The sequence below is a fragment of the Actinophytocola sp. genome (assembly GCF_050699935.1).
Classification (GTDB): Bacteria; Actinomycetota; Actinomycetes; order Mycobacteriales; family Pseudonocardiaceae; genus Actinophytocola.
On the sequence record NZ_JBOHGB010000058.1, the window covers coordinates 1 to 14,856 of the forward strand.

The window sequence follows — 14,856 nt, forward strand, 5'->3', positions numbered from 1 at the left end:
CACCTCGGCCGCCGGCACCTCGGCCGCCGGCACCTCGGCCGCCGGCACCTCGGCCGCCGGCACCTCGGCCGCCATTGCCTCGGCCGCCATTGCCTCGGTCTCGGCGGTTTCGGTCTCCGCGGTCTCGGGCGCCAGAGTCTCGGTTGTGGCAGTGGCCTCCGCGGCGGGCGCCGGCGTGTCGGGTGCTGGAGTGGCCGGAGCCTCGGTCGGCGCGGTGGGCTCGGCGGCCGTGGTGTCCTGAGGCAGTGGCTCGACGTCCAACTGAGCGTCGTCGTAGATGAGGTTGGCTACCAGGACCGGGGAGACCTGCTCGACCTCCGCCTCCGAGTGGGCGCCGCAGCCGTACTCGGCGTGCACCACGTGGCCGTCCGCCGGTGAGATCTCGTTGCCGCACGTGCCGAACGCCGCTCTCAGCGAGCCCGCCAACGGCAGGTAGAAACCGCATGTCGCGCAGTGCGCGGGAGCGCTACGAGCCATGTCCGACCGCGGACCGAACTCGCTGTGCTGCCACCGCGCCGCCGCCTCCGTGCGCGCCGGACGCGACATCACCCGCGCTCGCCCCAGGCCGACCTCGCGGGCCACCTCCTCCACCGCCGGGTCGTCCGACTGGACGTACGCCGGCACCAGGCGCGAATCGTCCGGCGCCGTGGGCAGGAGGTCGCCCACCCCGAGGTCACCCGCCTTGACCCGGTTCTCCCACGGCACCCAGTCCGGCGCCACGAGCGCGTCCGGGCCCGGCAGCAGCACGACCTCGCTGACCGTGACATCCGTGGACGCGCCGGCGGACGCCACCGTCACCGCCCAGCGCCAGCCGTGGTACCCCGGCTTCGCCGCCTCGAACAGGTGCGTCACCGCCGTCTCGCCCTCGATCTCGGCGCCGACGTGTCCGCCGACCTCCTCGTCCCCGGCCTCCTCCTGGGCGGCCGCGCGCGCGAGGTCGACCTCACCCACCAGGGCGGGGTCCCGCAGCTCGGGCTCCGTGGCACTCATCGTGCACGATTGTGCCGCACCGCCCCCCAACTCATGTAAGGCTGGTCCCGTGAGGGCTCTTCCGGCCACCGCCGCCGCGCTCCTCGCCGCCTCCCTCGCGGCCTGCGCACCCGCCGCGGACGAGCCGCCGGCCGAACCGAACGCCGGCGCCCGGCTGCGGGCCGAGGTCCTCGAGACCCGCCCGCACGACCCGAACGCCTTCACCCAGGGCCTGGAGATCCACGACGGCATCCTCTACGAGGGCACCGGTCTCGAGGGCCAGTCGAGTCTGCGTGCCACCGACCCGGAAACGGGACGCGTCCGCCAGCAGACCGCGCTCCCCGACGACCTGTTCGGCGAGGGCATCACGGTCGTCGGCGACACCATCTGGCAGCTCACCTGGCAGGACGGTGTCGCGATCGAGCGGGACCGGCGCACGCTCGCCGAGCGTGGCCGCGCCCGGTACGAGGGGGAGGGCTGGGGCCTGTGCCACGACGGCGACCGGCTGGTCATGAGCGACGGCACCGACCGGCTCACCTTCCGCGACCCCGCCACCTTCGCGGAGACCGGCGAGACGCGCGTCAAGGACGCCGAGGGCCGGCCGGTCACCGAGCTCAACGAGCTCGAGTGCGTCGACAGCGCCGTCTACGCCAACGTCTGGCGGACCGACCGGATCGTGCGGATCGACCCGGGCAGCGGCACCGTCACCGCCACCGTCGACCTCGCCGGTCTGCTCCCGGCCGAGGACCGCGCGGACGCCGACGTGCTCAACGGGATCGCCGCGATCCCCGGCACCGACGAGTTCCTCGTGACGGGCAAGCTGTGGCCGGCGATGTTCCGGGTGAGGTTTGTCACCGACCGAGACTGAGCATCCCCTGACCGCGCGAGCCGTCTTGGCCTCAAACAAGCCCGACTTACGGCAGGATGGGAACGTGATTCGATCCGGTGCCGGTGATCAACAGCCGGGCGGCAAGGGTGGCCGCTCCGGCCGTAAACGGCGCCGTAGGTGGACCGGTCAGCAGCAGCCTCCCATCGGTCACCGGCCGACCGAGCCGTACGAGCAGCCCGCCCCGAGGCAGCAGCCACCTCCCCGCGAGGAGCCGCTGACCGACGCCATCCCCGCGGCGAGCCCGTACCAGTCCGAGGACCACCGGCGCACCCAGCCGGTCCGGCGCCAGCCACCACCGCCGCCGCGCAACTGGCGGGACGTCCCGCCGCCGCGCCGCCACCTGACCCCACCGCCACCGCAGCCCGCGCAGCCACCGCCGCCCCCGGAGACCTACGGCCCGGACGGCTACGCCCAGGACTACCCCGAGGAGGCCCGCGCGGCACAGCAGGCCGACCGCCCGGCCGCCGCACCGCAGTACCCCAAGAAGCTGACCGTCACCCGGGTCGCCGCGATTCGCGGCCGGCAGCTCAGCGGCAACGCCATCCGCGCGTTCCGCCGCGCCGCCAACGCCGACGGCGCCGACAAGTCCGGCCTCACCGCGCTGACCTACGCCACGATGCTCAACTACGCGAGCGATGCGGCCATGGCCGTGGCGCTCGCCAACACGCTCTTCTTCTCCGCCGCGAGCACCGACTCCTCCAAGGGCAAGGTCGCGCTGTACCTGCTGATCACGGTGGCGCCGTTCGCGTTGGTGGCGCCGGTGATCGGCCCGGCGCTCGACCGCATCCAGCGTGGCCGCCGGCTCGCCATGTGCGCCGCGTCGATCGGCCAGGCGCTGATGTGCGTGATCATGGCCGCCAACTTCGACACCTGGCTGCTGTATCCGGCCGCCCTCGGGAAGATGGTGTTGTCCAAGTCCTTCACGGTGCTGAAGGCGGCGGTCACGCCGAGGGTCGTGCCGCCGGAGATCACGCTCGCCAAGACCAACGCGCGGCTCACCGTGTTCGGCCTGCTCGCGGGGGCGGTGTTCGGCGCGTTCGCGGCGCTGGTGCTGCAGATCTTCGACTCGCCGGGCGCGCTCTGGTTCACCGCGCTGATCTGCGTCGTCGGCGCCCTGCAGGCCATGCGGATCCCGGCCTGGGTCGAGGTGACCGAGGGCGAGGTGCCCGCGTCGCTGTCGGCCCACCCGGAGAAACCCAGACGACAGCCCATGGGCCGCAACGTCGTGGTCGCTTTGTCCGGCAACGCGACCGTGCGGCTGCTCACCGGGTTCCTCATGATGTTCGCTGCCTTCGCCGTGCGCGCGCAGAACGAGGGCGAGGCGTTCAAGCAGCTCCTGCTGCTGGGTGTTATCGCGGCCGCGGCCGGCGCGGGCAGCTTCATCGGCAACGGGATCGGCGCGCGGACGCACCTCGGCCATCCCGAACAGGTCGTGCTCGGCTGCATCATCGGCAGCCTCGTCTCGACCATGGTCGCCACGCTCATGCCGGGCATCGCTACCGCGGCGGCCGTTGGTCTCATCGGCGCCACCGCGAGCGCGATCGCCAAGAACAGCCTCGATGCGGTGATCCAGGACGACCTGCCCGAGGAGTCCCGCGCGTCGGCGTTCGGCCGCTCGGAGACCGTGCTGCAGCTGGCCTGGGTGTTCGGCGGGGCCATCGGCATCCTGCTGCCGGCGACGTTCTGGGTCGGCTTCCTCGTGATCTCGGTCCTGCTCGCGCTCGGCCTGCTGCAGACCATGCTGACCCGGCGCGGTCAGTCCCTGCTGCCGTGGTTCGGCGGGCAGCGGCCGGTCCGCCCGTGGCGGCCGGGCGCGCCCCGGAGCTTCACGCCGAGCCCGGCCGTGCGGGAGGGGCCGGACCAGCGCACGTAGTCTCTGCGGCGTGCGCACGCTCGTCCTCGCCGCGGTGGTGGTCGGCCTGGCCGGCTGCTCGTCCCCGCCGGCGCCGCCGCCCCCGCCGCCCCGGGTCGACTTCACGGTGGCCGCCGGGAAGGTCTCCGCGAAGCCGTACCTGTACTGCGACGTCGAGATCTCCGACTGCAAGCGCGACACCACCGCCCAGGTCACGCTCAAGGCCGCGCCCGGCACGCCGGTTCGGGTGCGCGTGCCCGAACAGGTCGCGGACACCCCGTGGTCGGTGGTGATCCAGTACCGCACCGCGGCCGGCGTGCAGAAGCAGCCGGAGACCGTGGCCACGTTCGGGCCCGGCAAGCAGGACTCCTTCGAGGCGAAGGCGCCCGGGGCCGGTGACCAGCTGCAGACCGTCGAGGTCAAGCAGGCTGGCGGCAAGCTGATCCAGGGTGACGCCGGCCCCGAGGCCGTGACCCGCGGCGTCTGGTCAGCCCAGGTCGAGCCGGCCTGACCCCGCGAGTCCAACGCTCCGGCACCGCGAGTCCAACGCTCCGGCACCGCGAGTCCCACCCGTTCACGACCGCGAGTCCCGTTCGCGAGTTGGGAACTCGCGGACTGGAGTGTTGGACTCGCGCGTCTGGAGTGTTGGACTCGCGGGTCGGGAGTGTTGGACTCGCGGGAGGTGGGGTTACGGGTCGAGTTCGCGGGCTACGGCGCGGACCACGTCGGCGATCCGCTTGGTGGCCTTGCGGTCCGGGTAGCGGCCGCGGCGCAGGTCCGGCTGGACCTTCGCCTCCAGCAGCTTGATCATGTCCTCGATCAGGCCGTGCAGCTCCTCCGCCGGCCGGCGGCGGGCCTCCACGACCGACGGCGGCGGGTCCAGCAGCCGCACGGACAGCGCCTGCGGCCCACGGCGACCGTCCGCCACGCCGAACTCGATGCGTTGGCCGGCCTTCAGCCCCGGCACCCCGGCCGGCAGGGCTGACGACCGGACGTAGACGTCCTCGCCGCCATCCTGTGTGACGAACCCGAAGCCCTTCTCCGAGTCGTACCACTTGACCTTTCCGGTCGGCACAACGGTCACCTCCACACAAACAGACGCGCCCCAGGGCGTACCCAGGACGCGTCTGTCCAGCCTAGGCCACCCCGGGGCGGTGGGGGTAGCCGGTTTGGCCGCGTCAACGCACGACTTCGTGGATGCGGCGGACGCGGTCACCCTCAGGCGTGCCTGGCGGCCGCCGCGGACTCGAGGCCGAGCAGCTTCACCGACTCCGCGCGCATCTCCACCTTGCGGATCTTGCCGGTGACCGTCATCGGGAACTCGTCGGCGATGTGCACGTACCTCGGGATCTTGTAGTGCGCGAGCTTGCCCGTGCAGAACTCCCGCAGCGACTCGACGGTCAGCGGCGGGGCGTCCTCGCGCATGCGGACCCAGACCATCAGCTCCTCGCCGTACCGCTCGTCCGGCACGCCGATCACCTGCGCGTCGAGGATGTCCGGGTGGGTGTAGAGGAACTCCTCGATCTCCCGCGGGTAGACGTTCTCGCCACCGCGGATGACCATGTCCTTGATGCGGCCGGTGATGTTGAGGTAGCCCTCGTCGTCCATCACCGCGAGGTCGCCGGTGTGCATCCAGCGCGCGGCGTCGATCGCCTCGGCCGTCTTGTCCGCCTGCTCCCAGTAGCCCAGCATCACCGAGTACCCGCGCGTGCAGAACTCGCCCGGGGTCCCGCGCGGCACGGTCAGCCCGGTCTCCGGGTCGATCACCTTCACCTCGAGGTGCGGATGCACTCTGCCCACAGTGGACACTCGGCGGTCGACGCTGTCGTCGGCGCGGGTCTGGGTGGACACCGGGGAGGTCTCGGTCATGCCGTAGCAGATGGTCACCTCGCCCATGCCCATCCGCTCGATCACCTGCTTCATCACCTCGACCGGGCACGGCGAGCCCGCCATGATCCCGGTGCGCAGGCTCGACAGGTCGTGGGACTCGAAGGACGGGTCGGCGAGCTCGCCGATGAACATCGTCGGCACGCCGTACAGCGAGGTGCACCGCTCCGCCGCGACCGCCTCCAGCGTCGCCGCCGGGTCGAACGCGGGCGCCGGGATCACCATGCACGCGCCGTGTGACGTGGCCGCGAGGTTGCCCATCACCATGCCGAAGCAGTGGTAGAAGGGCACCGGGATGCAGATGACGTCCCGCTCGGTGTAGCCGCACAGCTCGCCGACGAAGTAGCCGTTGTTGAGGATGTTGTGGTGCGAGAGCGTGGCACCCTTGGGGAAGCCGGTCGTGCCCGACGTGTACTGGATGTTGATCGGGTCGTCTGCGGTCAGGTTCGCCTGCAGCTCCGCAAGGTGCGCCGCGGACCCGCCCCGGCCGGCCGACAGCAGGTCCGTCCACTCCTCGCCGCCGATGAGCAGCACGTCGCGCAGCGCCGGGCAGTCCGGGCGGACCTCGTCGATCATGGCGGCGTAGTCGGAGGTCTTGAAGCTGCGCGCGGCGACGAGCGTGCGGATGCCGGCCTGGTTGACCACGTACCTCAGCTCGTGCACCCGGTAGGCGGGGTTGATGTTGACGAGGATCGCGCCGATCTTCGCGGTGGCGTACTGCGTGAACGTCCACTCGGCACAGTTCGGTGCCCAGATGCCGACCCGGTCGCCCTTCTCGACGCCGAGGTCGACCAGCCCCAACGCGACGGCGTTCACCTCGTCGGCGAGCTCGCGGTAGGTCCAGCGCCGCCCGGTGGCCCGGTCGACGAGCGCGTCGCGGTCGCCGTGCGCGGCGACTGTGCGGTCGAAGTCGTCGCCGATGGTGTCGCCGAGCAGCGGCTTGTCCGACGTGCCGGACACGTAGCTGACGCGGCTGCTGGGCACGGTCGTCATGTCGAACCTCCTCGTACGGGCCGACTGTGGCACCAGTCACCATCCTGCCCGCTCGCCGCCGTGTGGGCACGGCCTCGGGGCACGGGAGCTATTCCTCGTCGGCGCCCGCGTTCGGCTTCGCGTCGGTGTCCGGCTTCGCGTCCGCGTCCGCCTCGTCCGCCTCGGCCGGTTCGGTTTCGGCGTCGGTCTCGGCCCGCTCGGATTCGGTGTCGGGCTCTGTGTCGGCATCTGTGTCCGGTTCGGTTTCCGGGCCGGACTCCTCCTCGGCGTCCGCCTCGCCCACCGCGGTCTCGTCGAGTACCGCGAGCTCGTCGTCCGGCTTGTCGCTGAACGGCAGGCGGACCACCAGGCACGGGCCGCCGACGAACACACCGCCGTCCACGCCGAGGGCGCGGCCGTCCGCGTACTCGTACGGGGTCTCGATCTGCGCGGGCGCCACGCCGAGCTGGTCGGCGATGACGCTGTGCCCGTGCACCACCTGGCCGCCGCCGAGCACGCTCAGCAGCTGGGCCGCGACGTCGCCGCCGTGCGGGCCGCGGAACGCGTGCCGGGTCGTGAGGCGCCGCCAGACCTCCCACCACTCGACGATGTCGTCGGAGCGCAGGACCCCCTCGATGCCGGCGTTGATCTCGTCGATGTCCGCGCCCCACACGAGGTACTCGACCGTGTCGGAGTGCATCAGCAGGTGCTCGCCGACGAGCGCGAGCGACGGCCGGGAGCTCAGCCACTCGATGTGACCCTCCGTGAGCCCCTCCTGGTCCGTCGGCTGGCCGCCGTTCATCTCCCAGCTGCGCGCGAAGCTGCGCGGGCCGAAGTCGGACGGCACCTCCGTGTCGCCGTACCGGTGCATGCCGAGCAGCAGGATCTCGTGGTTGCCGAGCAGCGCCTCGACGTGCCCGCCGGCCTCCTCCGCCTCCTCGGCCAGCCGCATGACCAGGTCGATCACGCCGATGCCGTCGGGCCCCCGATCCACGAAGTCGCCCAGAAACCACAGATGCGTGTCACCGCCGGACCAGGTCGCCTCGTCATCGACCAGCCCGGCGTCGGCCAGCGCGCCGAGCAGCTCGTCCAGATGCCCGTGCACGTCGCCGACCACGTATGTGGCGCGCCCGTCGGTCTGCACACCGCGACAATATGCCAGGTTGCATACGGTAGCCTCAGAACACCGGCCTCAGATCACCATCCAGGTGTGCACCGGCTGGTTCGACGACGCCAGCTCGATGTAGCGCCGCAACATCCCTACCAGCGCGGCATCCCGGTCCAACCCGCGATCCTCCAGCCTGGCCACGGTCGCGCGCTGCCAGATGGAGCCGGTGCGCTGCGCGAGACAGCGCTGCTCGATCACCCCGAGGTACCGCTCGCGAGCCGCGTCGGACACCCCGCAGTCCCGCAAACCCTCATGCGCCATGGGCAACAGCCGGCGCAGCACCAGCTCGTCCGGCGGCACCCAGCCGATGCCGGGCCAGTACAGCTGCGCGTCGAACGCGTGCCGCGCGCCCGCGTAGAGGTTCTCCTCCGCCGCCTGGAACGACATCTGTGTCCACAAAGGACGATCTTCCGCGGCCAGCGCCCGTTGGGCGCCGTAGAAGAACGCGGCGTTGGCCACCAGGTCCACGACCGTCGGTCCGGCGGGCAGCACCCGGTTCTCGACACGCAGGTGCGGCACGCCGCCGACCACGTCGTAGACCGGCCGGTTCCATCGCCAGATCGTGCCGTTGTGCCCGCGCAGCTCGGTGAGCCTGGGCGCGCGGCCCTCGTCGAGCGCCTCGACGGGGTCCTCGTCGTCGAGGTGGGGCAGCAGGCCGGGGAAGTAGCGGACGTTCTCCTCGAAGAGGTCGAAGATCGAGGTGATCCACCGCTCGCCGAACCACACCCGCGGCCGCACGCCCTGGTTCTTCAGCTCCTCCGGCCGGGTGTCGGTGGCCTGCAGGAACAACGGGATCCGCGTCTCGTGCCAGAGCGCCTTGCGCAGCAGGAAAGGCGAGTTCGCGCCGATCGCCACCTGCACGCCGGCGAGGCACTGCGCGGCGTTCCAGTGCGTCGCGAACTGTTCCGGCGGCACCTGCAGGTGCAGCTGCGCGGACGTGCACGCGGCCTCCGGCAGGATCGAGTCGGCCCGGCTGCGCAGCCGTTCGCCGCGCTGCCCCGGGATCGCCGGCCCGTCCATGGCGAGCACCATGTCCTCGCCGCGCGCGGCGAAGATGCGGTCGTTGAGCATGGCGTACCGGGCGTTGTTGGACAGCCACTTGGCCTTGAAGTGCTCCTCCCGCAACGTCGGCAGCATGCCGATCATCACCAGGCGGGCACCCGCGTCCTGCGCCTTCATGTCGGCGTGGGCGAGCGACGCGCGTAACTCCATCTCCAGCTCGCTGGCCTGGTCGCCGGACAGCGGCCGGGGCCGCATGTTCAGCTCCAGGTTGTGCTGGCCCAGCTCCGTGGTGAACGAAGGGTCGTCCAGCTTCTCCAGCACGACGCCGTTCGTCATGGCCGGCTGGAGGCCGTCGTCGACGAGGTTCAGCTCCACCTCGAGCCCCATGCGGGGCGGGTCGGTGGAGAAGCCGCCGTCGGCGAGCATCCGGGCCAGCGCGTCGAGACAACGCTGAACCTTGCGGCGATAACGCTGACGATCCGAGCGGTCGACCGAGTCGGTCGCTACATCCTGTCCCATACCGGCCCTCCCCAGCCGGACCCTCGCGGGGCCCGGCGTGTGCGCGGGAGTTCAACCGTGACACACGAGCAAACGCGTTGCTAGAGGCCAAAACGGTGGACTGATCTGTCTCAGTTGTTACGGAGGGCAAGGCATCCGGACGCTCCACGTAACATCCCGGACGGTATCCGGGCGCACCCTCTCAGCTTGTGGGAGCATGCGGACGTGATCGAGGTGCGGGACCCCGCCGACGAGCGCGTGGACGACTTCCGCGCCCTGACCACCGCCGACCGCCGGCCGGACCGGCCCGGCGGCAAGGGGCTGGTGATCGCCGAGGGCGCGCTCGTGGTCCGGCGGATGCTCGCGTCGCGCTTCCCGCTGCGCGCGATCCTCGGCGTACCGCGGCGCATCGACGAGCTCGCGGCCGACCTCGACGGGCTGACCGAGCCGGTCTACGTGACGTCCGCGGAGGTGATGGCCGAGGTGGTCGGCTTCCACCTCAACCGCGGCGTGCTCGCGGTCGCCGACCGGCCGCCCGCGCTGTCGGTCGACGACGTGGTGGGCGGTGACGTGGTGGGCGGTGACGTGTCGGGCAGTGACATGTCGGGCGGTGACGTGTCGGGCGGTGAGTCCGGCGGCGCGCGGCGGCTCGCCGTGCTGGAGGGCGTCGGCGACCACGAGAACCTCGGCGCGCTGTTCCGCAACGCCGCCGCGCTGGGCGTGGACGGCGTCCTGCTCGGCCCGGGGTGCAGCGACCCGCTGTACCGGCGCAGCGTCCGCGTGTCGATGGGACACGTGCTCGGCGTCCCGTTCGCGTCCTTGCTTCCGTGGCCGGCCGGGCTGAAGTTGTTGCGGGACAGGGGGTTCCGCGTGCTGGCCATGACGCCGACGCCGACCGCGGAGCCGCTGGCGTCCGTCGCCGGCCGGGTCGCGGTGCTGCTCGGCTCGGAGGGGCGGGGCCTGTCCGACGAGGCGATCGCGGCCGCCGACGCGGCCGTGCGGATACCGATGGCCGGTGAGGTGGACTCCCTCAACGTGGCCACGGCCGGTGCCGTGGCGTTCTACGCGCTCGGTACGTTCGGTCGGTAGTTTCGGTTGGTTTTCTTGGGTGACGACATCGGGTGGGCGAGGGGAGCGGCGGTGCAGCTGCGCGCCAACGGTGAGCGTGCGGTGCTGGTCGGTCACGACGGGGTGACCGAGCGCGAGGTCGACCCGCGGCGGCTGCCGCTGGGGCTGGAGCTGACCGACGCGCTGCACGAGTGGGCCCGCGTGGCGAGCGCGGTGTCCCGAAGCACGCCGAACGCGACGGAAGCCGCCGGCACCGTCGTCACCCGACGTGGCCTGCAGCTCGCGGGCCGCGTGGCGGCGTCGATGGGCGTGCCGGTCGGCTACCTCGACCCGCTGAGCGGCCAGGAGTTGGTGGTCGAGCCGCCCGAGGTCGCGCGGCGGTCGCGGCCGGCCCACCCGCCCGAGCCGGTCCCGTGGCTGACCGGGCTGACCGTGTCCGCGGCGAGCCTGGCCGTCCTGCTGATCACGGTCGTGACGCTGGCGGCCACCCTGGCCGAGACCAACGTGCTGCTCGCGGTCGGGTCGAACGTCGTCGTCACCACCGGGCTGCTGCCGTCGGTGTGGCTGGTGCGCCGCCAGCCCATCTGGCGCTGGGTGGCGCTGGGCGTGGCGGCGGCGCTCGTGCTGGCCTGGGTGGCGCTGCCGTTCATCGTGCTCTGAGCCAGGAAGGACGCCTTCCGGTCATCGAGCGTCCGGAAGGCGTCCTTCCTGGCAGTGCCGGCGCGGCCCATTAGGCGAGCGACTCGAGCCACGTGCGGTGCAGCGCGGCGAACCGGCCGCCCGACGGCTCGGCGATCAGCGACTCCGGCGTGCCGTCCTCGACGATCCGGCCGTCCTCCACCACGAGCACCCGGTCCGCGATCAGCACGGTCGACAGCCGGTGCGCGATGATCAGCGCGGTCCGGTCGGCGAGCACCGACTCGAGCGCGCGCTGCACGGCCCGCTCGGTCGGCACGTCCAAACTGGACGTCGCCTCGTCGAGCACCAGCACCGCCGGGTCCGCGAGGAACGCCCGCGCGAACGCCACCAGCTGCCGCTGGCCCGCGGACAGCCGCCCGCCGCGCTTGCGCACGTCGGTGTCGTACCCGCCGGGCAGCGCCGCGATGAACTCGTGCGCGCCGACCGCCGAGGCGGCCGCCTCGATCTCCGCGCGGCTCGCCGACGGCCGGCCGAGCCCGACGTTGTCCGCGACCGACCCGGCGAACAGGAAGTTCTCCTGCGTCACCATCACGACGTTGCGCCGCAGCTCGGCGTCCGCGACCCGGCGCAGGTCGACGCCGTCCAGCGCGACCGAGCCGGCCGTCGGGTCGTAGAAGCGGGCCACCAGCTTCGCGATCGTCGACTTGCCCGCACCCGTCGCGCCGACCAGCGCCACCGTCTGCCCGGCCGGGACGGTCAGGTCGAACTCCGGCAGCACCACCGGCCCGTCCGCGGAGTAGCGGAACTCGACCCGGTCGAACGTGATCGACCGGCCGGTCCGGTGCTGCTCGGTCAGCGCGACCGGCTCGGCCGGGTCCACGACGGTCGGCGACTCCTCGAGCACCCCGGAGATCTTCTCCAGCGCGGCGATCGCCGCGGTGTAGGAGTTCGCGAACATCGCGAGGTCGTCGAGCGGGTCGTAGAACCGGCGCAGGTACAGGGTGAACGCGGTCAGCACGCCGAGCTCCAGCCCGCCGCCGACCACCCGCACCGCGCCGATCGCGATGACCAGCGCGAGCGAGAGGTTGCCGACCAGCCGGACGGTCATGGTGAACGTCGCCACGACGTCCAGCGCTTCCTTGTTCGCCGCGCGGAACCGGTCGTTCAGGTCCGCCATGATCGCCTCGTTGCGCGGCTCGCGGCGGAACGCCTGCACCGCCCGCATCCCGTTCATGGTCTCCACGAACTGGACGATGATCTTCGCGATCGCGCCCCGGGTGCCCCGGTAGGCCTGCCGCGAACGCCGGTAGAACCAGCGCGTCACGAGCAGGACCGGGACCAGCCCGGCGAGCACGAGCATGGCCAGCGGCGCGTCCAGGACGACCAGCATGACCGCGATGCCGACGACCGAGAGCAGCGCGGTCAGCAGCCCGTCGAGGCCGTCCTCGAGCAGGTCGTGCAGCGAGTCGACGTCGCTGGTCAGCCGGGAGATGATCTTGCCGGAGGTGTACTTCTCGTGGAAGGACAGGGACAGTCGCTGCGCGTGCGCGAAGATCCGCTGCCGAAGGTCGAGCAGCACGTCCTGGCCGAACCGCCCGGAGACCTTGAGGAACGCGAAGCGCAGCCCGGCCGAGCCCAGCCCGCTGGCGAGGTAGCCGCCGACGCACACGGCGAGCACGGTGGTGTCGCCGGCGCCGTCGACCCCGATCGCCTCCGGGATGCCCGTGTCGATCGCGACGGCGATCAGCACCGGTCCGGCCAGGGTCAGCAGGTTCTCGCCGATCACCAGCGCCAGCGCGAACAGCCCGGTGGCCACCCGCGGCCGGACCAGCGAGCCGAGCAGCCGCCGCGAGCGGGCCCGCAGCCGCGTGCTGACCAGGGCGTCGAGGTCGTCGAGCTCCTCCGCGGCAACCCCACGCCAGTGCTGTTCCGCCTCCCCGGATTTCAATGTTGTGGTTGCGTCGGGGGACGGAAGGTTCTGTTTGGTCACGTGCTTGTGGCTGGCCTGCGTCACGTTCCCCTGAGGTGCGGTTGCGAAGCCCTCGGCCTGATTCGATCTTGAGGTTGGCACAGGGGGTGTCATGCGACCACCTCCACCTCTTCTTTGTCCATTGTGGACAGTAGGCGGCGGTAGTCGGGGTTGCCGGCGAGCAGGTCGGAGTGGGTGCCGATGGCGGTGATCTTCCCGTTCCTCAACAGCGCGACGCGGTCGGCGAGCTGGACGGTGCTCGGCCGGTGCGCGACCACGAGCGCGGTCACGTCCCGCAGCACGCTGCGCAGCGCGTGCTCCACCTCGGCCTCCGTGTGTACGTCCAAAGCGGACAGCGGGTCGTCGAGCACCAGCACCGACGGCCGGCCGACCACCGCGCGGGCGAGCGCGAGCCGCTGGCGCTGCCCGCCGGACAGGGCCAGGCCCTGCTCGCCGATGCGGGTGTCCAGGCCCCACGGCAGGTTCGCGACGAAGTCCTCCGCCGCGGCGACCCGCAGCGCCTGCCGTACCGCCTCGTCGTCGCCGGCCTCGGTGACGTGCGGTGCGCCGAGCGCGACGTTCTCCCGCACGCTGGCCGAGAACAGCACCGGCTCCTCGAACGCAGTGGCCACGACCGTGCGGAGCTCGTCGAGCGCGAGGTCGCGCACGTCCACGCCGTCGACGGTGATCCGCCCCTTCGTCACGTCGGCGAGCCGGCCGACCAGCGCGGTGAGCGTCGTCTTGCCGGATCCGGTAGCGCCGACCAGCGCGACCGTCTCGCCGGGCCGCAGGTCGAGCGTGACGCCGCGGAGCACCTCGGTGTCCGAGCCCGGGTGGGCGAAGTGCACGTTCTCGAACCGCACGTGCCCGCGTGCTTGCGTGCCGTACCCGCCCGGCAGCCGGCGCGGGCGGGCCGGGTCGGTGATCGTCACCTCGGCGTCGCGCACCTCCCAGTAGCGGGTGGCGGCGGTGGCGGCCTGGTTCATCTCGGCCAGCAGCCAGCCGATCGAGTCGGTCGGCCAGCGCAGGTACGTGGCGACCGTGACGGCCGCGATCAGGGTGCCGACCGTCATGGTGCCGTTCGCGATGCCGAACGTGCCGTACAGCAGGTGCCCGCCGATCGAGATCTCCGGCAGCAGGATGATCGCCGCCCAGAGCAGGCCGACGACGTGCACCTTGCGCAGCTCGAGCCGGCGCAACTCCCCGGCCTCCGCGGCGAACCGCGTGCCGAGGTGCCGCCCGCGGCCGAACGCCTTGAGCACGCGGATGCCGAGCACGGACTCCTCGACCGTGGTGGTCAGGTCGCCGTTCTGGTCCTGCGCGCGCCGGGCGAGCACCGCGTACTTGGACTCGTACAGCGTCGAGATCAGGATCAGCGGAGCCGTGCACGCGGTGGAGATCAGCCCGAGCGCCGGGTGCAGGACGAACAGCACGACGAGGCCGAGCACCAGCGTCAAGCTGTTGACGATCAGGAAGATGAAGGCGAACGCGATGAACCGGCGCAGCGTGGACAGGTCGCTGACCGCGCGCGAGAGCAGCTGGCCGGACTGCCAGCGGTCGTGGAACGCGATCGGCAGGCGCTGCAGGTGCCGGTAGAGGTCGCGGCGGAGCTCGGCCTCGATCCGTGTGCTCGGCCCGGTGATCAGCCGGCGCCGGGTGTAGAACAACATCGCCTCGGCCGCGCCGAGGGCGCCCACCGCGGCGACGAGCCAGCCGAGTCCGCTCGTGTCGCCCGTCGCCACCGGGCCGTCCAGGATCCGCTGGATGACCAGGGGGATCGACAGGCCGGCGAGCATCGACCCGAGCACGGCCATGCCCGAGCCGATCATCCGGCCGCGAACCGGTTCGAGGTAAGGGGAAAGTCGCCGCAGCGCGGTGATGTTCGTACCGCGGGCAGCCTGATGCGCATCCTTGTTTTCGGTCATGATCTCCCCACGAGTGCC

The 14,856-nt window shown here is 71.9% G+C and carries 11 protein-coding genes and 1 pseudogene; 5 read left to right on the forward strand and 7 right to left on the reverse strand.

Features of this window, described 5'->3' with window-relative positions; translation table 11 throughout:
• The coding region (locus tag ACRDTB_RS19500; RefSeq protein ID WP_431432220.1) for a DUF3027 domain-containing protein at nucleotides 1–990 on the reverse strand (990 nt) is incomplete at its 3' end.
• A gap of 49 nt (nucleotides 991–1,039) precedes the next feature.
• On the opposite strand from ACRDTB_RS19500, the gene ACRDTB_RS19505 reads away from it, so the two are divergent.
• The 3 genes from ACRDTB_RS19505 (at nucleotide 1,040) to ACRDTB_RS19515 (ending at nucleotide 4,221) form a co-directional block, all read left to right on the forward strand.
• The gene (locus ACRDTB_RS19505) at nucleotides 1,040–1,837 is read left to right on the forward strand and encodes a glutaminyl-peptide cyclotransferase (RefSeq protein WP_431432221.1); all 798 of its coding nucleotides are present in this window, start codon (nucleotides 1,040–1,042) and stop codon (nucleotides 1,835–1,837) included.
• Between the two features lie 64 nt (nucleotides 1,838–1,901).
• Entirely contained in the window at nucleotides 1,902–3,731 is a 1,830-nt protein-coding gene (locus tag ACRDTB_RS19510) for an MFS transporter (RefSeq protein WP_431432223.1), read from the forward strand.
• 10 nt (nucleotides 3,732–3,741) lie between these two features.
• Entirely contained in the window at nucleotides 3,742–4,221 is a 480-nt protein-coding gene (locus tag ACRDTB_RS19515; protein ID WP_431432225.1) for a DUF2771 family protein, read from the forward strand.
• A gap of 177 nt (nucleotides 4,222–4,398) precedes the next feature.
• Here ACRDTB_RS19515 and ACRDTB_RS19520 read toward each other — a convergent pair whose 3' ends face one another.
• The 4 genes and pseudogenes from ACRDTB_RS19520 to ACRDTB_RS19535 form a co-directional block, all read right to left on the reverse strand.
• Nucleotides 4,399–4,785: a cold-shock protein gene (locus ACRDTB_RS19520; RefSeq protein WP_075125341.1), complete on the reverse strand. Its 387-nt coding sequence runs from the start codon at nucleotides 4,783–4,785 to the stop codon at nucleotides 4,399–4,401.
• A gap of 143 nt (nucleotides 4,786–4,928) precedes the next feature.
• Entirely contained in the window at nucleotides 4,929–6,590 is a 1,662-nt protein-coding gene (locus ACRDTB_RS19525) for an AMP-binding protein (RefSeq protein WP_431432227.1), read from the reverse strand.
• Between the two features lie 310 nt (nucleotides 6,591–6,900).
• Nucleotides 6,901–7,713, reverse strand: a pseudogene (locus ACRDTB_RS19530) (metallophosphoesterase); the annotation flags it as partial.
• Nucleotides 7,714–7,761: 48 nt separating this feature from the next.
• A complete protein-coding gene (locus tag ACRDTB_RS19535; protein ID WP_431432230.1) occupies nucleotides 7,762–9,258 on the reverse strand; it encodes a glutamate--cysteine ligase in 1,497 nt (498 codons plus the stop codon).
• A gap of 186 nt (nucleotides 9,259–9,444) precedes the next feature.
• On the opposite strand from ACRDTB_RS19535, the gene ACRDTB_RS19540 reads away from it, so the two are divergent.
• Together ACRDTB_RS19540 and ACRDTB_RS19545 are read left to right on the forward strand one after the other, a co-directional pair.
• Nucleotides 9,445–10,326, forward strand: a complete 882-nt coding sequence (locus ACRDTB_RS19540) for a TrmH family RNA methyltransferase (protein WP_431432232.1) — start codon at nucleotides 9,445–9,447, stop codon at nucleotides 10,324–10,326.
• A 15-nt stretch (nucleotides 10,327–10,341) separates the two neighbouring features.
• Nucleotides 10,342–10,965, forward strand: coding sequence for a DUF2537 domain-containing protein (locus ACRDTB_RS19545; protein WP_431432234.1), 624 nt, complete (start codon nucleotides 10,342–10,344; stop codon nucleotides 10,963–10,965).
• A 70-nt stretch (nucleotides 10,966–11,035) separates the two neighbouring features.
• On the opposite strand, the gene ACRDTB_RS19550 is transcribed toward ACRDTB_RS19545, so the two are convergent.
• Entirely contained in the window at nucleotides 11,036–12,934 is a 1,899-nt protein-coding gene (locus ACRDTB_RS19550) for an ABC transporter ATP-binding protein (RefSeq protein WP_431432236.1), read from the reverse strand.
• A gap of 89 nt (nucleotides 12,935–13,023) precedes the next feature.
• Nucleotides 13,024–14,838 carry an ABC transporter ATP-binding protein gene (locus ACRDTB_RS19555; protein WP_431432238.1) on the reverse strand — a complete coding sequence of 605 codons (1,815 nt, stop codon included), beginning with the start codon at nucleotides 14,836–14,838 and terminating at the stop codon, nucleotides 13,024–13,026.
• Nucleotides 14,839–14,856: the final 18 nt, after the last annotated feature.

Coding starts and splice junctions, on each gene's coding strand:
- ACRDTB_RS19525 (WP_431432227.1), bottom strand. CDS start 6,590: ATGACGACCGTGCCCAGCAGCCGCGTCAGCTACGTGTCCGGCACGTCG.
- ACRDTB_RS19535 (WP_431432230.1), bottom strand. CDS start 9,258: ATGGGACAGGATGTAGCGACCGACTCGGTCGACCGCTCGGATCGTCAG.
- ACRDTB_RS19555 (WP_431432238.1), bottom strand. CDS start 14,838: ATGACCGAAAACAAGGATGCGCATCAGGCTGCCCGCGGTACGAACATC.